Annotated in this window: 21 protein-coding genes, 1 riboswitch and 1 other annotated feature; of the genes, 4 read left to right on the top strand and 17 right to left on the bottom strand. The window is 40.2% G+C overall.

Going from position 1 to position 20,795, the window contains the following annotated elements; genetic code table 11:
• Nucleotides 1–13 precede the first annotated feature (13 nt).
• The 3 genes from BW986_RS05480 to hmpA all read right to left on the bottom strand — a co-directional run bounded on the left by BW986_RS05480 (nt 14) and on the right by hmpA (nt 3,931).
• The gene (locus BW986_RS05480; protein WP_076365796.1) at nt 14–1,261 is read right to left on the bottom strand and encodes a glutamate-5-semialdehyde dehydrogenase; all 1,248 of its coding nucleotides are present in this window, start codon (nt 1,259–1,261) and stop codon (nt 14–16) included.
• 38 nt (nt 1,262–1,299) lie between these two features.
• Nucleotides 1,300–2,388, bottom strand: a complete 1,089-nt coding sequence (gene proB, locus BW986_RS05475) for a glutamate 5-kinase (protein ID WP_076365794.1) — start codon at nt 2,386–2,388, stop codon at nt 1,300–1,302.
• Between the two features lie 57 nt (nt 2,389–2,445).
• Nucleotides 2,446–2,660 (bottom strand) — a binding site (T-box leader).
• Between the two features lie 62 nt (nt 2,661–2,722).
• Complete coding sequence (gene hmpA, locus BW986_RS05465; protein WP_076365792.1) at nt 2,723–3,931, bottom strand: NO-inducible flavohemoprotein; 1,209 nt, start codon at nt 3,929–3,931, stop codon at nt 2,723–2,725.
• Nucleotides 3,932–4,101: 170 nt separating this feature from the next.
• Here hmpA and BW986_RS05460 point away from each other — a divergent pair, with 170 nt between their 5' ends.
• Nucleotides 4,102–4,566, top strand: coding sequence for an RrF2 family transcriptional regulator (locus BW986_RS05460; RefSeq protein WP_076365790.1), 465 nt, complete (start codon nt 4,102–4,104; stop codon nt 4,564–4,566).
• Between the two features lie 15 nt (nt 4,567–4,581).
• Here BW986_RS05460 and BW986_RS30045 read toward each other — a convergent pair whose 3' ends face one another.
• Genes BW986_RS30045 through BW986_RS05450 form a run of 3 tightly spaced genes read right to left on the bottom strand, consistent with a single transcriptional unit; the run spans nt 4,582 to nt 5,623 of the window.
• Complete coding sequence (locus tag BW986_RS30045; protein ID WP_179086005.1) at nt 4,582–4,719, bottom strand: hypothetical protein; 138 nt, start codon at nt 4,717–4,719, stop codon at nt 4,582–4,584.
• A gap of 41 nt (nt 4,720–4,760) precedes the next feature.
• Nucleotides 4,761–4,946, bottom strand: coding sequence for a zinc-finger domain-containing protein (locus BW986_RS05455; RefSeq protein WP_076365788.1), 186 nt, complete (start codon nt 4,944–4,946; stop codon nt 4,761–4,763).
• 5 nt (nt 4,947–4,951) lie between these two features.
• Nucleotides 4,952–5,623 (bottom strand): reverse transcriptase-like protein, encoded by a 672-nt coding sequence (locus tag BW986_RS05450; RefSeq protein ID WP_260320737.1) that lies wholly within the window; start codon nt 5,621–5,623, stop codon nt 4,952–4,954.
• A gap of 220 nt (nt 5,624–5,843) precedes the next feature.
• On the opposite strand from BW986_RS05450, the gene BW986_RS05445 reads away from it, so the two are divergent.
• Nucleotides 5,844–6,257 (top strand): reverse transcriptase-like protein, encoded by a 414-nt coding sequence (locus tag BW986_RS05445; RefSeq protein WP_076365786.1) that lies wholly within the window; start codon nt 5,844–5,846, stop codon nt 6,255–6,257.
• A complete protein-coding gene (locus BW986_RS05440) occupies nt 6,241–7,149 on the top strand; it encodes a DMT family transporter (RefSeq protein ID WP_076365784.1) in 909 nt (302 codons plus the stop codon). The genes BW986_RS05445 and BW986_RS05440 overlap by 17 nt, the downstream gene beginning before the upstream one ends.
• A 46-nt stretch (nt 7,150–7,195) precedes the next feature.
• On the opposite strand, the gene BW986_RS05435 is transcribed toward BW986_RS05440, so the two are convergent.
• The 8 genes from BW986_RS05435 to BW986_RS05405 all read right to left on the bottom strand — a co-directional run bounded on the left by BW986_RS05435 (nt 7,196) and on the right by BW986_RS05405 (nt 15,993).
• Nucleotides 7,196–7,489, bottom strand: a complete 294-nt coding sequence (locus BW986_RS05435) for a DUF6123 family protein (protein WP_260320736.1) — start codon at nt 7,487–7,489, stop codon at nt 7,196–7,198.
• Between the two features lie 109 nt (nt 7,490–7,598).
• Nucleotides 7,599–8,474: a 5'-3' exonuclease gene (locus tag BW986_RS05430; protein ID WP_076366329.1), complete on the bottom strand. Its 876-nt coding sequence runs from the start codon at nt 8,472–8,474 to the stop codon at nt 7,599–7,601.
• Between the two features lie 85 nt (nt 8,475–8,559).
• A complete protein-coding gene (locus BW986_RS05425) occupies nt 8,560–9,387 on the bottom strand; it encodes a sulfurtransferase (protein ID WP_076365781.1) in 828 nt (275 codons plus the stop codon).
• Nucleotides 9,388–9,399: 12 nt separating this feature from the next.
• Nucleotides 9,400–10,161 (bottom strand): nucleotidyltransferase domain-containing protein, encoded by a 762-nt coding sequence (locus tag BW986_RS05420; protein WP_076365779.1) that lies wholly within the window; start codon nt 10,159–10,161, stop codon nt 9,400–9,402.
• Between the two features lie 16 nt (nt 10,162–10,177).
• On the bottom strand, nt 10,178–13,891 hold the full coding sequence (locus BW986_RS05415) for a dynamin family protein (protein ID WP_076365777.1): 3,714 nt from the start codon (nt 13,889–13,891) through the stop codon (nt 10,178–10,180).
• 181 nt (nt 13,892–14,072) lie between these two features.
• The gene (locus BW986_RS30040) at nt 14,073–14,231 is read right to left on the bottom strand and encodes a hypothetical protein (protein WP_179086004.1); all 159 of its coding nucleotides are present in this window, start codon (nt 14,229–14,231) and stop codon (nt 14,073–14,075) included.
• Between the two features lie 143 nt (nt 14,232–14,374).
• Entirely contained in the window at nt 14,375–14,905 is a 531-nt protein-coding gene (locus tag BW986_RS05410; RefSeq protein ID WP_076365775.1) for an isoprenylcysteine carboxyl methyltransferase family protein, read from the bottom strand.
• A complete protein-coding gene (locus BW986_RS05405) occupies nt 14,905–15,993 on the bottom strand; it encodes a type III polyketide synthase (RefSeq protein WP_076365773.1) in 1,089 nt (362 codons plus the stop codon). The genes BW986_RS05410 and BW986_RS05405 overlap by 1 nt, the downstream gene beginning before the upstream one ends.
• A 249-nt stretch (nt 15,994–16,242) precedes the next feature.
• Here BW986_RS05405 and BW986_RS05400 point away from each other — a divergent pair, with 249 nt between their 5' ends.
• Nucleotides 16,243–16,425: a hypothetical protein gene (locus tag BW986_RS05400; protein WP_076365771.1), complete on the top strand. Its 183-nt coding sequence runs from the start codon at nt 16,243–16,245 to the stop codon at nt 16,423–16,425.
• 379 nt (nt 16,426–16,804) lie between these two features.
• Here the strand turns inward: BW986_RS05400 and BW986_RS05395 are convergent, their stop codons facing one another.
• The 3 genes from BW986_RS05395 to BW986_RS05385 form a co-directional block, all read right to left on the bottom strand.
• Nucleotides 16,805–18,118: a nucleobase:cation symporter-2 family protein gene (locus tag BW986_RS05395; protein ID WP_076365769.1), complete on the bottom strand. Its 1,314-nt coding sequence runs from the start codon at nt 18,116–18,118 to the stop codon at nt 16,805–16,807.
• Entirely contained in the window at nt 18,111–18,710 is a 600-nt protein-coding gene (locus tag BW986_RS05390) for a xanthine phosphoribosyltransferase (RefSeq protein ID WP_076365767.1), read from the bottom strand. The genes BW986_RS05395 and BW986_RS05390 overlap by 8 nt, the downstream gene beginning before the upstream one ends.
• A 135-nt stretch (nt 18,711–18,845) precedes the next feature.
• A riboswitch (purine riboswitch) is annotated at nt 18,846–18,947 on the bottom strand.
• A 263-nt stretch (nt 18,948–19,210) separates the two neighbouring features.
• Nucleotides 19,211–20,728, bottom strand: coding sequence for a carboxypeptidase M32 (locus tag BW986_RS05385; protein WP_076365765.1), 1,518 nt, complete (start codon nt 20,726–20,728; stop codon nt 19,211–19,213).
• Nucleotides 20,729–20,795 lie beyond the last annotated feature (67 nt).

The raw sequence follows: 20,795 nt of genomic DNA, 5'->3' as shown, positions 1-20,795 counted from the left end.
AACGAAATGAACTTCATTCCCGGATTTGCCCCTGGCCGTAAATGAAGAACTTGCTTGATGTCAAGGCAGGTAAACCCATTGGTCCACGTGCATGCAGCTTTTGTGTCGAAATGCCGATTTCTGCGCCATAACCAAATTCAAAGCCATCGGTAAAACGGGTGGAAGCATTGTGATAAACTGCGGCGGCATCTACTTTATTCAAAAATGCGGAAGCGTTTTGTTCATCCCCCGTCAGGATTGCTTCAGAATGCTTGGTACCGTATCGGTTAATGTGTTCAATCGCATCGAATACACCTTTTACAGTTTTCACGCTTATTTTTAATGCCAGGTACTCCGTTGACCAATCTTCCTCCGTAGCCGTTTTCGCTCTTGGAAATGCACTGCAGACCGCTTCATCTCCATATACTTCAATACCCTTTTCGTCCAGGAGTTCCAAAATACGCACTCCGTTTTCTTCAAACCATTTTTCATGAATCAGAAGCCCCTCGATAGCATTGCATACGGATGGGCGCTGAATTTTACCGTTTAAGACAATTCTCTCGACCATCGTGATATCTGCGGTCTGATCGATGAAGATATGGCAATTGCCTGCTCCTGTTTCAAGAACGGGAACAGTGGACTCCTTAATGACCGTTTCAATTAAATTCTTTCCGCCGCGTGGAATCAAAACATCTAAATACTCGTTAAGATGAAAAAGTTCCTTAGCGGTTTCACGACTCGTATCCTCGATCAACTGAACTGCTTCTACAGGAATTTCCGTATCCTCTAATGCCTTATGGATGGATGAGACTAGTGCCATATTGGAGTTTTTGGCTGACGAGCTGCCTCTTAATAGGACGGCATTTCCCGTTTTCAAGGACAAAGTAGCTGCATCGATGGTCACGTTAGGTCTGGCTTCATAAATCATCCCGATTACGCCGATCGGCACCCGTAACTTTTTAATCAATAAACCGTTCTCTTTTTCGATCGTCTCCAATTGTTCCCCAACAGGATCATTTAAATCGATTAAAAGCATAATGGCCGCAGCCATGTCGTCAATACGGTTATCATTTAACATAATTCGATCCAATGTGGACTCACTGAAGCCTTTTTTCCTGCCATCTTCCAGATCTTTTTGGTTTTCTTTTATCAAAAATTCTTTATCGATAATTAGTTGCTTAGCAATGTTTCCAAGTGCCTCGTTCTTTTGTTCCGTACTCAATCCTATTAACTGATAACTGGCCTTTTTGGCTGCCTTTCCTTTCGCCGTCACTTCACTCATTTCCAAATGCCCCCTTTTCCTTCACTAAAATTGATTTTTTATGCTTTCACCCATTTATCGCGATGGATCACTTCTATGGAAGTGACCACAAGCTCGGATGTCCTCTTTCCCATCGCCTGTTTTAATTCTTCGTCGGAGTATAGGACCTCACCCCGCCCCAATAATCCATTTGCACCATAGACTTCTACAACATCCCCCTTATTGAAGACTCCTTTGATTTCATAAATTCCAGCTGGCAGCAGACTGCTGCCATTTGAAACTAAGGCCCTTTCGGCACCTTCATCAACGAAAATTTTTCCGGATACTTGTGAATGAAGGGAAATCCATTGTTTGTTTTTCGTTACCGTCGTCAAGACATCATTCCCTATATACGTGCCATCACCTTTGCCTTCAAGGATTGTTAAAAGTTTATCACTCCCATAACCAGAGCCAATGAATACTTTCACCCCAAGAGACAATGCAGTTTGCGCTGCAATCAGCTTAGATTTCATACCCCCGGTTCCGACATTGGATCCTGCACCTTCTGCCATTTGCAATAAATCCGGCGTTACTTCGGATAGCTTGTCAAATCGTTTCGCCCCTGGATTTGTCTGTGGATTGGAATCATATAGCCCATTAATGTCAGTTAATATGATCAAGTTGGTGGCGTGGACAAGTCCGCTTACTAAGGCGGATAGCATATCATTATCACCAAAAGTCAACTCCTCCACAGATACTGTATCATTTTCATTAATAATCGGAAGGATGCCGCGTTCAAGTAATTCCATCAATGTCGCATATGCATTTTTATATCTATCTTTTTTCGAGAAATCTTTCCTTGTTAACAAAATCTGCGCTGGAACGATTCCAAAATGCCCTAATTGTTCCATATATGATTGAATCAATAAGCTTTGCCCGACCGCTGCAGCAGCTTGTTTTCCTTTGAGAGTGACCGGTCTCGTAGGATAGCCGAGCTTGCGAAAACCTGTTGCTACAGCACCTGATGAAACAAGGACAACTTCATGTCCCGCTTTCCTTAAAGCTGCCACTGCCTGGATATGATCGGAAAATTTATTTTGGTCGATATCACCTTTTGTGTTGGTCAAAGAACTACTTCCTATCTTTACAACGATGCGTTTCTTTTCCATCGATTACTTCCTCCAATAAATATCTAAGACATGAAAAAAAGCCCTTTTCATCCTCGAAATAAGGACGAAAAGGGCTGCTCTCCGTGGTACCACCTTCATTGAATGCAAGTTCATGCATTCCACTTTGCCTGATAACGCCAGGATTTGCGCCTATGTTTTGCATAGGACTCAAGAAGCAGGTTCTGCGTTTTCCTGTCGCGGGTCTTCCAGCAATTGACGCCGCTCTCTGTCACAGTGATTTTCGCATACTAATCTTCTCTCAACGTTCATTGTTTTAATATAGTATGCAAAATTATCTTCTTGATGTCAATAACATTCCTACAATGTATGAACCTTATAACGCGATTGCCGGGCCGAAGAACTCATAGTGGATTTTGTCCGCATCTATTCCCAACTCTTTCAGGTAAGTAATGATCGCCTTCATGAAAGGAACAGGGCCACACACATAATAGTCAGCTTCAGGTTTAACAAAACCGCTCAATAATTCCTTATCGATATACCCTTCCTTTTCAAAATTCGGTAGGTTCTTATCATCCTCACCCGGATTTTTAAAGACAAAGGATAATTGATAGCTGGTAAGCTTGTGGGCTAGTTCTGTCAGTTCGATTCTGAACGGCTGTAACTGACCATTATCGGAAGCATGAATGAATTGTACATCACGCTCAGGTGTTTGTTCAGCTATCGCATGAATCATGCTCATGAAAGGTGTTATGCCAACGCCTCCGCTCAAGAATACTGCCGGTGTTCGTTTTTCCAAATCGATGGTGAAATCACCTGCAGGAGCCGTTACGTCAATACTGTCACCCATTTGAATGGATTCATGCAAGTAGTTAGAGACCCTTCCATCAGGAGTGGTTCCCGGCTTTTCTTTTTTAACGGAAATCCGGAAATAATCTTTTCCCGGAACATCAGACAAACTATACTGACGGTTGAATAAATAGCGTTCACCCGGTATCTCGATCCGAACGGTAATATATTGTCCAGGACGAAATGATGGAACCTTATCTCCATCTGATGGCTTTAAATAAAAGGATGTGATTACATCACTTTCCCGTACTTTTTCCACCACTGTGAATCGTTTGAAATCAGACCATCCGCCGTCCTGATTGGAAGCTTCTTCGTACATTTCCTTTTCGATGCTAATAAAAACATCGGCAATGACTCCATAGGCCTCTCCCCAAGCTTGGAGGATCTCTTCTGTAGCTGAATCTTGTAACACTTCCTTGATTGCACCTAATAAAAACTCTCCAACAATGGGATAATGTTCGGCTTTAACGGCAAGACTTCTGTGTTTTTGTGCTATTTGCTTCACGGCAGGTAATATCGTTTCGAGTTGATCTATATATTTAGCTGCTGCCAAAACCGTATTGGCTAGTGCATTTTGCTGGCGCCCCTTTTTTTGATTGGCGTGATTAAAAATATTTAATAATTCAGGATGTGCTTCGAAAAGATTTTTATAGAATACAGTTGTGATTGTTGTACCATGCACTTCTAATACAGGTACGGTTGATTTGATGACGTCAATAGTTTTTTGGGATAGCATAGGTAAACCCCTCTTCATAAACAAGTATTTTGAATACATGTTTATATTAGAACTTAAATGCATTAAAAGCAATATATTTAATACATCTTTTTAAAAAATAAGTTTTCATGTTTATAAAATGTTCACATTTATGATATAGTCAAATGGGGATAGAATGTGAGGCGATAAACATGAGGTTGACGAGTTATTCCGATTACTCACTTAGAGTGTTGATTTACCTGGCTTCCCACGACCAAAGCAAATTATCAAATATTAAAGAGATTTCTGAAGTTTATCAACTGTCTAAAAATCATTTGATGAAGATTGTTCATAATCTTGGAAAATTAGGCTATATTGAGACGATTCGTGGAAGAAATGGCGGATTTCGGCTTGCAAAATCACCCGCTGAAATAAATGTAGGGGAACTTGTACGGCGAACCGAGGAGGATTTTTATCTAGTGGAATGTTTTAAAGATCACGATAACTGTGTGATTTCTCCCGTTTGTTCATTGAAATTTGTTCTTAATAATGCCTTGGATGCTTTTCTAAAGGTCCTTGATCAATATACGATTGCAGACTTCAGCGAAAATAAAGTGATGCTCAAAACTTATTTCGATTCGGTAAAGAAGAATGACGAAGAGCCCGATTTTTTATAATCGGGCTCTTTTTCATTAACCGATGATTTGTTCGATCTTCCATTCCTTTTCCATTCGCAAATCCATGATCCCTGTACTGGTTTTCAATAAAACTTTAAGGGGATCGTATGGATTGATCATTACGATTGTCCCGATTCGTTCATTGGTAAGCATGACTTCTTTTCCGACCAATAATGAAAGCGATTTTTGGGCACTTAAGATCGGTTACTAAGTTCATTGCCCAGCTGTTTTAATTTTTCACCAACCGTACATTCCGAAATACAGAACTGATGGGCATAAGTACGCCCCTTCTCTTTTCGAAAATGCTTTCTTAAAAAACAATCTTGACAAAATGAAGCGAGAACGTCTTCCACTTCTTCATATATTTTTTTCCTGTTCATTGTTGTTATGGCTCCTTTGACTCAGCAATTTCCATTTTGCTGAAAATGGCTTTTCCCTGCAGTGCAAGTGTTGCCAGGCGATCGGCTTCCTGATTTTCCTTTCGAGAAATTGGCTTGCAGACCGGAATGATCTTTAATTTATCCAGTTTGGCTTCAATGCGGTCAAGCCATTTATTTAAGTTTTCTTCCATACAGGGCCATTCACCGGAAAGTTGATTTAAGACAACGAGAGAATCCCCTTTAAAGACACAGCTTTGATGGTGGATTCCAAGTTCGTCCATCTGCCTGACCGCTTCATGAAAGGCCGCATATTCCGCTTCATTATTGGATTCGAATTGCTCCAATTTCAAATTGGTGCGTAACCGCCAGAACTTCTTACCTTGACGAAAATAAATGGCAACACCGATTCCTGCCACCTTTTCATCTTTTTGAAAACCGCCATCAAAAAAGACAGTCACATCCTGCGGTTCTTCCTCAACTTCCGTCAGGAGTTTCTTTAGCTCCTTCTTGGTCCAGGTTGTATCGAATTCATCCTTGAACTCCACTTCTTTCAGCCTTCCTGCCTTTTCAAGATCTTCCGTAATGACCAGCGCAGTCCCTGCATCAAGCCAATCCGAAACGAAGTCGGCAGATGGTTTTTTTGAAGCATGATATGTCCATTGCATGATTACCTTCAAAGATTTCCAGCTCCTTATCCATTCACCATTCTTGCAGAACAGCTTACAATTTTCATACCTTTTTTTCGTCTTACCCTTTATAATATATTGTAAGCATTTGTATCGCTTTTTTAATTATAGTTCCCATATCAGTCTGAAATTCTCATGTTTCAATCTTATTTTATATGAAACGTTTTTTTATCATAGCATATTGACAGTTAAACTCGAGGAGGAGCACATCTTGATCGAAGTGTATATTGATGGTGCCAGTGCAGGCAATCCAGGGCCGAGCGGCGCAGGTGTTTTCATAAATAATAATGGTGTAGTCGAACGGCATGCCTTTCCGCTTGGAAATATGGAAAACCATGAAGCGGAGTACCATGCTTTAATCAAAGCATTGGAAATTTGTGTAGCCAATAAGTATCAAACCGTTTCTTTTCGTACTGACTCACAAGCCATCAACCAGGCCATTGAAAAAAGATTTGCAAAGAATAAGTATGCCATTTTGTTGGAACGGGCGCTAAAGCTTTCCGATGAGCTTGAATTATTTTTCATGAAATGGATTCCAAATCTCGAAAACAAGTCCGCGGATGAGTTGGCGAGACGGGCCATTCGAATGAATAAGTCTGAGGAAATTCATGAACAAGACAGCTGATTTTTCATTACTATTCGTTGTATTCATTTGGGGCGTCACTTTTGTCATGGTCCAAAATGCGCTATCTTTTCTAGACCCCTTCACGTTTAATGCGGTCCGTTTCTTCATGGCGTTCGTTTTCTTGCTCATCCCTTATATATCGACTTTACACAAAAAGGGGAAAACTTGGAACAAGGGTCTTTTTATAGCTGGATTTCATATTGGGGTTTGGCTTTTTCTGGGGTATGGGCTTCAAACGATCGGATTGAATTATACAACCCCTGCGAAGACAGGCTTTATAACAGGATTAAGTGTCGTCATGGTACCCGTGTTTTCCCTGCTGCTTTTAAAACATAGGCTTTCCCGCAATACAATAATAGGTGTCGCAGCCGCAACCATCGGGCTTTATTTAATGACTTTCGCTGACCGCTCCAATTTGAATATCGGTGATTTACTGGTATTTTTATGTGCAATCAGTTTTGCCATGCAGATCATTACAACCGCTAGATATGCCAAGACCTTACCCGCTTTACCGTTGACGCTGATTCAGGTTTCCACCGTTTCTTTATTATCATTTGTGTCAGCCTTCATTTTCAAAGAGAATCATTCCGTCATCTTCAGCTCAGAGGTCATGTTACAGAAGGACGTATGGACTGCTTTATTGGTTACGGCTGCCCTTGCCACTGCGTTCGCCTTTTTTGCACAAACCTTCTTCCAAGCCTATACGACACCTACAAGAGTGGCGCTGATCTTTTCAATGGAACCGGTTTTTGCCGCGTTATCCTCATACATATTGATAGGGGAAAAATTGACTACCGCCTCCATTATCGGCTGCGCATTCATATTCTTGGGGATGATTTTCGCTGAACTGCCTGTTAAGAAAAAGAAACCCGTGACACAGGAGTTTTCTTGAAAAGGCCAATAAAATAAATCGGACTTCCAGTTACGAAGTCCGATTTTTATTTAAGCAGCCCCTGTTCTTTTGCAAAAGATACCGCTGCACTACGCGTTTCAATGCCATTTTGTTTTAAGTTTTCCAAAAAGGAGATATAAAAGCTGCCATCAAAGTTCTTTTGTACCTTCAATGTCAATTCTATTGCTGCATTGACTAAAATATCACTCGCATCCGTGTAGCGCTTACCAAAATAAATAAAACCAATAGCGTCATTACCAAAAGTGAATCCCTTACCCTCTAAAAAACTAACATACTCTTCAGTTGATTTCACCACTTCTGCATCCACTCCATACTTCATGCCTTAATTTCATCTTACCGTATATCAAAGATTTTGACTATCCATTTTTCGACAAAAAAATCACCGTATAAATAAAAGAGCTCCCACTTTGGAAGCTCCGCTTATTGTATTAGATCATTCGCAGTAAAGTCCTGAATTCATGATCCCTAGCCAGATTTTTGACCTTCTCGCGATCATACTGATAGACAGCATCGTCCAAAGAACATGAAATTGGTACATCACATTTTATTTCTGCTAGCTTTCTGGATAAATGAAGCATATCGACGGCGGATTCAATTTTAGCCCGCTGCCCGTTCGTCAATGAAGCAACATTTTCAAGAATCCCTTCGATACTTTGATACTGGATCAATAATTTCAGCGCTGTCTTCTCCCCAATTCCTTTAACTCCGGGATAGTTATCAGCTGTATCACCCATTAAAGCTTTTAAATCGATCATTTGCCTTGGTGTGATCCCTTTCCATTCAAAAAAGCTAACGGGATTATGAACTTCATAGTTACCATATCCTTTTTTTAACAATAGCACAGAAATGTTTTCATCTATTAGCTGAAGCATATCTTGATCGCCAGTCAATATACCCACCCGGCTATGTTGGGCTGATGCCTTGGCAATTGTCCCGATACAGTCATCCGCCTCATAGCCAGAGAGCCCTATGTTAGGGATATCAAATGCTTCAACCGCTTGTTTCGCTAGTTCGAATTGAGGGATCATTTCGACTGGAGCTTCTGATCGATTAGCCTTATATCCATCAAATAATTCATTTCTGAAAGTCTTGCTGCCCATATCCCAACACACCGCTACATGACTAGGTGAAAAGTGATTCACCGCCGTCAGCATATGCTTCAAAAAACCTTGAACGGCATTAGTCGGGATGCCTTTTGAGTTAATCATGAATTGACCTGTAACTGCCGTTGCATAAAAAGCCCTAAATAAAAGCGCCATCCCATCGACAAGCAAAAAGGAAGGATGCTGCTCGTTTTCTTTCATTAACACATTATCACCTCTATCATGATGTACTTCCATTTTAACATAACTGTCCCCTTTTTTAAGGATCGTTTAATTGGAAAAAATATTATTCAATTGGATTATCATCATACGAGATCCAGTCACTGAAACTGCCAATATAAATCTTCACATCTTTAAAGCCCGCTTCTTTCAGGGCGATATAATTGGGTGATGCAGTTACACCTGAACCGCAGTACACAATGATTTTCTTATCTTTACCGATGCCTGTAAAATTCGACTGAAGATCTTCCTTCTTTTTAAAATAGCCATTTTCCAGAACGTTCGTCCACACCTTATTTACTGCACCAGGTATATGTCCGGCTTTTTTATCAATCGGCTCCTCGATTCCCTCGTAGCGCTTAGATTCCCTTGAATCCATTAATACGATATCGTCAGGCCTATTCATAGTGTAATCCTTCACTGTTTTAAAAGATGCAAAAACGGTCTCATTTAAATCGATATGATATTCTGCTGGCACATATTTCGTTGGATTCGAGTCAATTGGATAGCCCTCATCCCTCCAGGCGCGAAAGCCCCCGTTAAGAACAAATACTTTCTGATGCCCAAGGTAGCTGAGCAGCCAGACAAACCTGGAAGCAAAGGAACCTTCCCCGCCATCATAAGCAATAAGTACCGTATCATTGGTGATACCATTTGATTCCAGTTTATCTTTAAAGGTTTCCAGGTCAGGAAGAGGATGTCTTCCGCCATGTTCTTGAACCTGCCCCGATAAGTCCTTTTCAAGATCGAAATAAACAGCGCCGGAAATATGGTCTTTTTTGTATTCATTATACCCCGCATCAGGAGACCCTAGCTGAAAGCGGCAGTCACAAATTCTGATATATTGAGAATTCAACATCGGCAACAGCTCTTCTTTTTCAATTATAAAACTCATTCGAAAAACCCCCTACTTCAAAATGGTCCAAATTAATTCATTAAGCTCCGTTTCCATCTTCTTTCCTTGATGTAGCCTAGTTATCTCATTCTTTAAGGAAAGTGATTTCCCTTCCATTATTAAAAAATTCTTTTCACTTTCATTGTTGCTTATATATTCCTCCATTTGTTTTGCTTTAAATGTCCGGGTAATCGTGGTTTTCAATTCTTGATCAATAGAAACCAAATCAAGTAATTCCCATACCGATAAAGGGGGCAGCGAACCCCGTTGGATTATATATTCTAGGATTAAATACGAACGGTATACTTGTACCCATGTTTTTAATTCTTTTCTTTCAGACGCCCTTGTTTTTGTCAATTGTTGAAGATTGTCACGCATCATCCGATAGTAATGGTGGCCCAGTGCCTTTTTGGAATAGCATTCAGCTATCAAGCCCTTCACCTTCCTATAATAATCCGGATGCGTAATCAACTTGATTCGCGACTGAAATAATTCAAATAGTGCAGGATTACTCTTTAAGATAAGACGTGAAGATTTAAATAAATCCCAGCCTTCCATGTCAAATAGATCTTCTTTCATTTGAATGACTTCAACTGGCTGACTCAAGCTAAGGTATGACCGCTTATCATTATGGACATATATAAACCGAACATCGTAATCTGATTGGCCTGATGATAAACCAAAAGAATGGCTGCCAGTAACAGCAGCCATCAAAATGGTCATATCCTCTTTCTTTTCCAGGTATCTCAATCGTGAAATAAGGTTTTCTTTCATGAACGAGACCTCGTTTCTATTTCGAATGCATTTTAGCCAATTCCGCTACGGCATTTTCATAATACGGTAAATCGACCGTTTCCTCTAATGCTGCACGTAAACCTGCAAAGATATCCGATATTTCCGTCTTAAACTCTTTTTGAATGGCAAGTAACTCTTGATCGAGGACTTCATTATACATTTCGAAAATCCGTCCACCCTGTTCTTTTACATATACAAGGGCAGGATCATCCAAACGCTTCTGAAGCCCTTCGCTCATTTTAGCTTTTTCATTCTTTTCAAAGAAAGATTTTGGATTCTTAAATAATGCCAATTCCTTTTTGAATTCCCCCGTATCTAATTGGGCAAAAGCTCCTGTAAATTCAAGAGACTCCCGCTCATTAGGTTCATAAGGCTGTAATGAAAGGTTCCTTCTTATTTTTTGCATCTGCAAAAGCAAACTGCTTTGTTTCTCATTCAGTAATTTATTTACGAACATTTCCGTCCTTAAAGCCGTTGCCCGCATTTCCTGGGCAAGGTCAAAGCCTAGAGCCTCCAATAAATTCTTCATGGATTGCTTGAGGACAATCTTCAGATCGCCTCCATCATCTTTTAAAACAGCGGGATTGAACGATTCTTTGAAGAAATCATTAAACCGGAAGAAGACCCGTTGTTTACTATAAAAAGTCAATTCGTCTATCTCTTTTTTCAAACGTTGCTTTTCGGCATCCCCTTTAATGACTGAGAGAAGTTCCGAAATGGACTGTGCCTCATGAGAAAGGGTCTCCAGGGCATTTCGTTTCGCTTTCTCATCCTGCCTGGAAGCTGTAATTACATCTCGTAGCAGTTCTTCCGTTCTTTTTACAGCCGCTTGAGCCGATTCAATTGCAAGTCCCGTTAAATCGTTTTCTATGAACGAATCGAATTGACCTTGGAATTTCGAGATTCCGCTATTAGGAAGGAACGAATGCTTAAACGAACCAGGCGTTTGATTTTCCATCAATGCCCCCTTACTCGTAAGCGGGAACAGTTTTGGAAAACGGATTCCGAATCCATTCAATTGATCTGTGACATAGTCCATCACTTCGTCCAATTCGTCAGTGGTTTGTGCCAAATCGACGGCATTGACGATGAAAAACATCTTATCCATGGCGAAAGAATCTTTCACACGTCCAAGTTGAATCAAGAACTCCCTGTCTGCCCGTGAAAATGGGTGATTATAATAGGTCACGAATAGGATGGCGTCCGAATTCTTAATATATTCGAAAGCTGCTCCTGTATGTCGTGCATTTATTGAATCGGCCCCAGGTGTGTCAACAAGGACCATCCCCTGCCTTGTCATTTCACAGTCATAACGCAATTCAATCAGATCAACAAGACACGACTTGGACTCTTCTGCAGCAAACCGTTTAAATCCTTCAAGATCTACCGTAACCACATTACCTAAATCATTTTGGTACTCGGGCAGCCCTTGATGGAAAGCCCTAAGAAAGGATAAATGCGTTTTCCCCTTATCAACTTCCCCCGCCTTCGCAATGATTTGTCCTGCCAGTAGAAGTGCTTCATCTAGAGTCTTTGCCGATTTATCAAAAGCCGCCAAGGCCAGGCTTACATCTTCCAACAGCATTGCTTCCGTCTTCAATTTGACGGTTGCCGTTCCATGTGGATGCTCAGCGTCTGAAGACATGATTTTGTTGATTGCGGCAGTTGTTGGATTTGGTGAAACAGGAAGGACGCTTTCTCCCATCAACGCATTGGCAAAGGAAGATTTACCCGCACTGAATGCACCGAAAAGCGCAACCGTGAACGTCTGCTGTTCCAAGCGATTCGCTTTCTCTTTCAATTCCTTATAAAGTGATTGAAACCCTCTCAAAGGTTGAATTAGTTTAGCTGCCTGTTGTAAACTCGATGCAGTCTCCATCAGCTTTTCTTTTCCGCGTAAATCAGTAGCATCAGATGAAGAAACAGTCACCGAAGGTACAGCTTCCTTGTTTTCTTTATCATGATCCGTTTCAAGTTGTTCGTTGGCGGACCTCGAATCACTTCCCTTATCGGTATTCATGATTTTGACTGTAATATTTTTTTCCTCTTCATTCCATTGATTTAAAAGCATATCGATATCACGCTCATCGACTAATGATTCTGTTTGATGGGCAATGGCCTCTAATCGTTCCGTTTGGTACTCGATTTCCGCGTTCATCGCAGCAGTAACTTTAAGGGCTTCCGCAAATTCTGAAAAACCTTCAAGTTCCTTATCGATGGATATGGACTGCTGTTCCACTACCCCTTCCATAACGGTAACCAGTGTATTCAAATACCCTTCTGATACATCACGTGCTTTCTTTTTGATGGCTGATGCCAAATCATTCGTATAGTTTAAAACGTATTCACCCGTAATATCGACTTGAGGCTTCAAAGAGTTTTTTATGTAAGATTCCGTTACCTCGATTTGAAGTGCCTGAGCCTTACTTTCAAGTGTTGAATCATGGATCTCCGCTTGATTAAGCGTTTTAACGGCCAGTTCTTTAAGATGCCATTCAAGCTGGGTCTTCACCTTTTCTTGTAAATCGGTCAAGAACGCATTGATACGTGCCTCACGTTCGGCATCCGTTTTTTTCTTGGCAAATAATAGACCCACTTTAAAGTCCGGCTGAGCCGATTCCAAGAAAGATTTACCTAGGTCCCGTGTTGCCGCGGGCATGATGTATGCACCTTTCAAAATGGTTTCTAATGCATCAGCATATTGGACCTTTATTTCCTCTATACGTCCAGTTAATGATTTTTTTTCTTTCACTAGGCTGTCCACCTGATTCGTCAGGTGTATTCGCTCTTCATATGGAAGTTCTGATAATACTTCAAAATCATCGGCATGTTCCTCTTCATACTGCTCTTTCAGCCAGTTAAGATGCCTTTCGACCAGGGCATTAGCCGATTGCATGATGGCATCTTTCCCATCATTTAGACCTCTGCCCGCAATTTCAGATATGAATTGCTTGACCACTTCTATTTCATTTTCGGGATTGTTCAAGTCTCTTACGGATGTATAAAAAATTCCATCAGGATATACATTCCAGTTCGCAAATGCCTCAGAAACGGAAAGCTTGAAGTCTTGAAAGCTAAGCTCGTTCTCATCATGCTTATCGATCATATTGATAATTAAGTATGTCGGTTTTTCAGCCTCTAGCAATTCTTTCGTGAATAGGAAGTTCACTTCCGATTGGACGTGATTGTAGTCCATGACATAGAAGACGACATCAGCTAGATGCAAGGCAGATTCCGTAGAAACCCTATGTGCATCGTCTGTCGAATCTATTCCCGGCGTATCCATGATCGCGCATGAATCCGGCAGTGAAAAATCATTGGAACTTATCGTTATTGCCGATACTGAATCTCCATCCTTGGCAAATTTCTTGACCTCTTTAAAATCATAAGGTGCAGGAAATAAGACTGGTGGCTGATGATGGTAAAAGACTTTGGCATAGTCTTCCCCTTTTTGGACTTTTACCGTATTTGCACTTGTTGGAATCGGGCTTGAAGGCAATACTTGATCACCGAGGAAAAAGTTGATCATACTAGATTTCCCTGCTGAAAAATGCCCGCAAAAAGCAATGATGAACTCTTCATTATTCACTTTCATGATTAACTGTTTTAGTTTATCGGCATTTCCTGTATCACCTGCCGATTGAAATTTCTCATACATGGCAGTCAAAATCCCCAATTTGGACTGTTGCTTTAATGTTTCTTGAATCATGAATCCATACCCCTTAATCTATCGTCTTTTTTGATATTCTTATTGTAAACGATTTCGATTGTTATTCATACCATCAGCTTTATTTTTACTATATGATTCATCGCTGGCCATGTTCAAAAAAAAAACCACCGATTGGTGGATTCATGCCGATTGATTTTGAATGCAAAAAAAACCAGGATATTTACCTGGTTGTAGGGGCGGGGTTAAAAGCAGTCCGGTTTTCCATTGGTGACTCGGTATAAGGCTTTACTGCCTTTGCCGATTTTTGAATATTATTCAATACATGTTTCATCACAAAACCATATGTAACGATTGTCAATAAAATGAATAGCCAAACCATTACCAACACCATCCTCTTATATATTGATTAGCTTTTAGTTGTTAAAATATATTTATCGAAATCCGAATGAGAATAATTTTCATCTTCATTTAGAATCTTATCACGAACGATAATCGTTTTCAATAAGAAATTAACTTTTTTTATTATTTTCCCTTAAAAACCGTAGAATATTCCGTATGTTCCTTTAAGGCTTTCTCTTCCAATGGGATTCTTACCGTCATCATCCAAACATTCAATAAACTAAAGATGATAGCAGTATAATATGCATTGAATAATAAAGAAATAACCATGATCTCAGTTGCCACTATGATATAGTTCGGATGTTTGAAATATTTATAAGGACCTTTAATGACCACATCGGCATCAGGAACCACTATGATTTTTGTATTCCAATGTTTGCCCAATGAACGGATTACCCAAATCCTGCCTGACTGTGCAATTAGAAAAAGGGTCAGCCAAATAGGCCATAGTCCAGCCACATCCCTTTCAAGCACGACCACTTCAATAATGAGAGCAATAAAAAAACTAAGGTGCATTAGAACCATCCAACTGTAATGGGACTCACCATATTCCACTGCTCCGGCAGACTTTAGCTGTTTTTCATTTTGTTTGGCGATATATAATTCAAACATGCGCTGTATAGCGATCAAGATAATGAAAATGGCAAAGATCATCACTTCCACCTCATTAACACAAGTTCAGACGAAAACCCAGGCCCCAATGCAGCAGCCAAGCCCACCTCATCTTTATTCCCGCCACGCTGCATGAACCTCTCCAGGACGTACAAAATAGTTGCTGAGGACATATTGCCAAATTCCCTCAATACGCTCATTGACTCTGCCGTCATGCTTTCATCGAACCCGAGGGCTTCGTGATACGCATCAATTACTTTTTTGCCTCCGGGATGAGCAATGAAATCTTTTATATCCCTGAGATCCAATCCATTCTCCATTAAGAACTCTTGAACATTCGGTTTAAGCCAATCTTTGATGATTGTAGGGATATCTTTAGAAAAGATCACATATAACCCTTGATCTTTAACATCCCACCCCATTACGTCCAATGAATTCGGCATTAGCGTGGATTGCGAATTCAAAAATTGCAGATGTCTTACTTTTTTTGAAAACTGTTCATCAGGCACTTCATCACCGCAAACCAAAACACAGCTTACTCCATCAGAAAATAAAGAAGTTCCAATTAAATTGCTTTTGGAGATATCATTCCTTTGAAACGTCAGGCTACATAACTCCACACATAAAACAATGACCTTCGCCGTCGGGTATGCTTGGCAATATTCAAATGCACGCGATAGGCCACTTGCTCCCCCTGCACAGCCAAGTCCCCAAATCGGAATCCTTTTAGCATGCGGGCTAAATGGAAGTTCATTCATTATCCTGGCATCAATTGTCGGGGTAGCAATACCCGTGCTTGAGATAAAGAAGAAAGCATCTAACTCGTTTGCCTGCAGTTCTTCTTTTAAAAATTCTGGGTTGGCTAAACATTTTTCTATAGCTTCTTTCCCAAACTTGACTGCCTGTTGAATATATAAATCATTCCGATCGGCAAAAGAATGATCCTCTTTAAACCAATCAAGATCATTAGAAAAATATCGATTTTCCACTTGTCCATTCTTAAAGGCTTTAAGTAACCTTTCTATATTCTTAAATGAGGCTCCAAATATTTCTCTCGAAAATTCCAAGATTTTCTCCTGAGAAAGTAAATGTGGCAGCTTTATATGTGATGCAGATAATAAATACGGCATGATTGCACCCCTTATCATTCATGATATGGTTAATATACCCAGCAGGATATCAATTATGCCTTATCGATCGTGGCCGTTAAGTTCGTTATTCCTTTCTCTTTTGACATTTAAAAGCCGTGTACCTCTTAAAACAGCCTTTCTAATAGGAATCAAAAGCGTCCTTATTGGCATGACAGGGGATATCCGTGGGAGAATAAATGAGCAAATTAGGTGAAAGCACGTTTTGCATGCCGTTAGAAGGTGAGATGCTTGAATCTTTTGCAGCAGAACTCGGCAACATGCTTTCCAGTGGCCACTTCTTTAGCAGGCGGGGATGCATTTAATGATATTACCCCACCCACCGTTTTTGTGGGCAATCAAGAAGCAATCTATATACCCATGTCAATAAAAGGCGTTTGTACTCTTCATATCATCTTTATTATCGATATGTAATCATGAAATATTAAACCCCCTTACCAAAAATCTGTAAGGGGGCGCTGTCACTCTTCTTTCTTTACAGAAGATTGATTTTGCACTTGAATAATGATATTTTGAAACTCCTCTTTTCCACAAACGCTGCACCTAAACTCCTGGCTTAAAATGGTTCGACAATGAATACAATATTTTTTCTCCATCCCTATCACTACTTTCCTGAACATATACTATCAATATATTCAAAAAGTGAAGAGAGTTTCCTTTTATCTGACAAAACTTCAATTTCATTATCAATGATATGCTTGGCATAAATGAAAAAATGCCTAAAATCCTCATTACCTGAGGATTTTAGGCATTAAATGGTTGAATCTATCAAGTTTACCGAATCTATTATTAATCAGGCTACTTTTTGCCCTTCAATACGAGCTTCCTTCACTTTCCCTTTTGTAGGGACGATGTTAAAAACGATATTCAAGAAAATGGCGGTCAAACTTCCGGCTACAATACCGTTTTCCGTCAAGATTTGAAAGTTTTCCGGAATTTGTGCAAATAGTTCAGGAACGACCGTCACACCAAGTCCCATACCTACTGAACAAGCGATGATCAATAAATTTTCTTGAGAGGCAAAATCCACTTTACTCAACATCTTAATTCCAGCGGCAATTACCATACCGAACATTGCAACCATTGCACCGCCAAGCACGGATGAAGGAATAATCGTCGTGAATGCACCAATTTTTGGAACAAATCCTATGAAAATGAGAATGCCCGCTGTTGTGTAAATTACATTTTTTGTTTTAATGCCTGACAATTGAATCAATCCGACATTTTGTGAAAATGCCGTATACGGAAACGAATTGAACAAACCACCAATCATGATGGCCAGACCCTCAGCACGATATCCGCGAGCTAGATCGTCTTCTGATATCTCTTTATCCGTGATTTCACCAAGGGCATAATAAACACCAGTCGATTCCACCAAGCTGACGATCGCCACCAATGTCATCGTAATGATCGCCGTGACATTAAATGTCGGAGCTCCAAAGTAGAAAAAATGAGGCATATGCAGCCAAGTGGCACTAACCACTGAGCTAAAATCCACTTTTCCAAGGAAGAAAGCTGCAAATGTTCCGACTAACAACCCCAATAAAATAGAAATGGAGCGCAGGAATCCCGATGAGAACTTATACATGAATATGATGAATAACAAAGTTCCAAAACCAAGAGCAACATTATTCAAGTCTCCGAAATCAGCAGCACCTTGACCTCCACCAAGATTGTTGATGGCAACAGGAATGAGCGTTATGCCAATAATCAAAACCACCGATCCAGTGACGATGGGTGGGAAAAACCTTGCCAGTTTTCCGAAGAATTTACTAATGATAACGACGATCAATCCCGACACCAATATAGATCCATAAATGGAGTTGATTCCATATTGCGTACCAATTGCAATCATCGGGCTAACTGCTGTGAATGTACAGCCTAGGACGACCGGAAGTCCAATTCCAAAGAACTTATTTTTCCACACTTGCAATAAAGTTGCTATCCCGCACATCAAAATGTCTATCGAAACTAAATAAGTCAACTGCGCTGCAGTCAATTCCAGCGCCCCACCGACGATCAATGGAATGACGACTGCACCGGCATACATGGCAAGGACATGTTGTAATCCTAAGGAAGCCACTTTTAAAGGTGATTGATTAGACATTGACGGTTGCTCCTTCCATTTCGTCGGCGAATGTAATCTCACCGAATTTCAACTCAGCAATCCTCGCAAGTGATTCAACTTGAAAACCTTGTTCCCTAAGATCCTTACCACCGCTTTGGAATGCTTTTTCAATCACGATGCCAATTCCGGCCACTTCTGCTCCAACCTGCTGACAGATTTCCACCAAGCCCCGGGCTGCCTGTCCGACCGCAAGGAAGTCATCGATGATCAAAACCTTATCCCCAGCTTCAATATATTTATTGGAAACCGTGATAGTATTGGTTTCTTTTTTTGTAAAGGAATGAACGGACGCGGTCACTAAATCATTTGTTAAAGTAAGTGATTTACGTTTACGGGCAAAAATTAGCGGAACTTCCAATTCCAACGCAGCCATCAAACCAGGTCCAATGCCTGAAGATTCAATCGTCAGCACTTTCGTTATTTCCTTTTGTTCGAAACGTTTTACAAATTCTTTACCAATTTCTTTCATTAGCACAGGATCCATTTGATGATTTAAGAATGAATCTACTTTTAAAATATCTTCTGATAAAGCTTGACCCTCGGACAAGATTTTTTCCTTTAAAAGTTGCATGAAGGTTCCTCCCAATCTTGCAATCATTTCCCGGCATATAAAAAAGCCCAAGAAACATTGCGGCACTTTTTTGGAGTGAAGCAATACTTCTTGGGCATGAATGAAAAAGGATCAGCAAAAACCTTCATTATGCAACAAGATCTATTACTCACCCATAGTCGAATTATTTACGGTAATCCGGTAGAAACTTGCAGGCCATATCCCTGCTATTATACGAGTGAAACTTTATTTTTTTATTAATATATGAATTATAACAACGCTGGCTCTATTTGAAAAGGTATTTTTGATAAAAACCGAACTTTCATTCAAAAAATCAAATCATCATTCGTATTATTAGAAAATTGCGAAATCACAAGCCTAAATAACAGGGATTTTCCTCTCAATAGAAATAATCACCCCTCTTTACGTTCCATTTACTGGTATCATACACGTCACTTTTGCAACTACCCGAAAAAAAGAAGAAGGTCTTGACATTTACTCCAAGTCCTTCTTCTTTTGATTCATTTGATTTTATAAACTTCTTTATATTTATTTTCAAGATACTTTATTAAATACTGAACATTCAGGCCCTCTCCTGTCGTTTCTTTCAAAATCTCAAGAGGCTTTTTTGTTTTTCCGTATTTATGTATCTTTTCATTAAGCCATTTCCTGATTGGAGCAATATCACCCGCTTCCAACAGTCCATCAAAATCAGGCAAATCTTTAAGCATCGATTGCTTGATTTGGGCTGCATACATATATCCCAATGCATAAGAAGGGAAATAACCAAAGCTGCCATCTGCCCAGTGTACATCTTGCAACACGCCCATGGCATCATTTTCAGGCACAATTCCTAAATAATCCCTGTATTTTTCATTCCAGACTTCCGGTAAATCCTTCACTTCAAGTTCTCCATTAAAGAGAGCCTTTTCCAGTTCATACCGAATCATAATATGTAGAGGATACGTCAGTTCATCTGCTTCAATACGGATGAGCGATGGTTTTGATTCGTTAATGCCCCGGTAAAATTCATCCAGTGTCACATCGTTGAATTGTTCGGGAGCATATTCCTTTAATAAGGAGAATTTATTTTTCCAGAAGTTATGGTCCCGTCCGATGAAGTTTTCGAAAAACAATGATTGTGATTCATGGATCCCCATTGATGTCCCGCCATCGAGAAGTGTTCCAGTTAATTCTTCGGCGATATTCTGCTCATAAATGGCATGTCCGCATTCATGAATGGTCCCAAAGATTGCTCCCCTAAAATCCTTTTCATCGTATCGGGTCGTCACCCGGACATCGCCCCTGTTTATTCTAATTTCAAAAGGGTGAACTGTTTCATCGAGCCTGCCAGCCTTGAAATCGTATCCTAGCTGTTTTAAAATTTCCAAGTTAAGTTGATGCTGTTTGTCTTTTGGAAATTCTTTATATAGGAACGCTGTTTCAGGTCTATGTTCGCTTTCGGCAATCTGTTTTACCAATGGAACAATCCTCGCCCGAAGCTCACTGAATACGCTGTCAAGTATATCTACGGTCATGCCAGGTTCATACATATCTAAAAGGGTATTATATTTCGTCCCTTCATATCCCCAGTACTCTACGAACCTACGGGTATAAGCTACAATTTGTTCCAAATAAGGTTGAAATAAAGAAAAATCAGCTTTTTCCCTTGCCTCTTCCCATGCACTTTCAGAACGCGATTGTAAAATGACGAATTCCTTATATTCGTTGGCAGGAATTTTCTTATTCCTTTCAAACTCTTTTTTGCACTCTTGTACCATTTTATTCGTCGTTTCACTAAGAGTGGCTTTCTCCAGCGAAAGTTCGGCAATGAAGGATTCCATTTCTTTACTTGTGCTCATATTAAACACCTCGGAGGAAAGCACGCCGATAACTTCGGAACGCTGCTCAACTCCCTGTTTCGGTGCACCTGTACGCAAATCCCAAAAAATTAACGCGAGAGCTTCATTATAGGCCGAGATTTTCTTTACATATTCTCTAAACTCTTTTTCTATCAGATCGATACCCTTTTTTTTCATATTCACTGCTCCTTCCAACTACACTTTACCATATTATACAAAAGTCTTTCATATCAGAACCACTTCG

This window comes from Peribacillus simplex (genome assembly GCF_900156045.1).
Taxonomy (GTDB): domain Bacteria; phylum Bacillota; class Bacilli; order Bacillales; family DSM-1321; genus Peribacillus; species Peribacillus simplex_D.
Note: the sequence above shows the minus strand (reverse complement) of the source record. Positions and strands in the feature narration are given on the sequence as shown.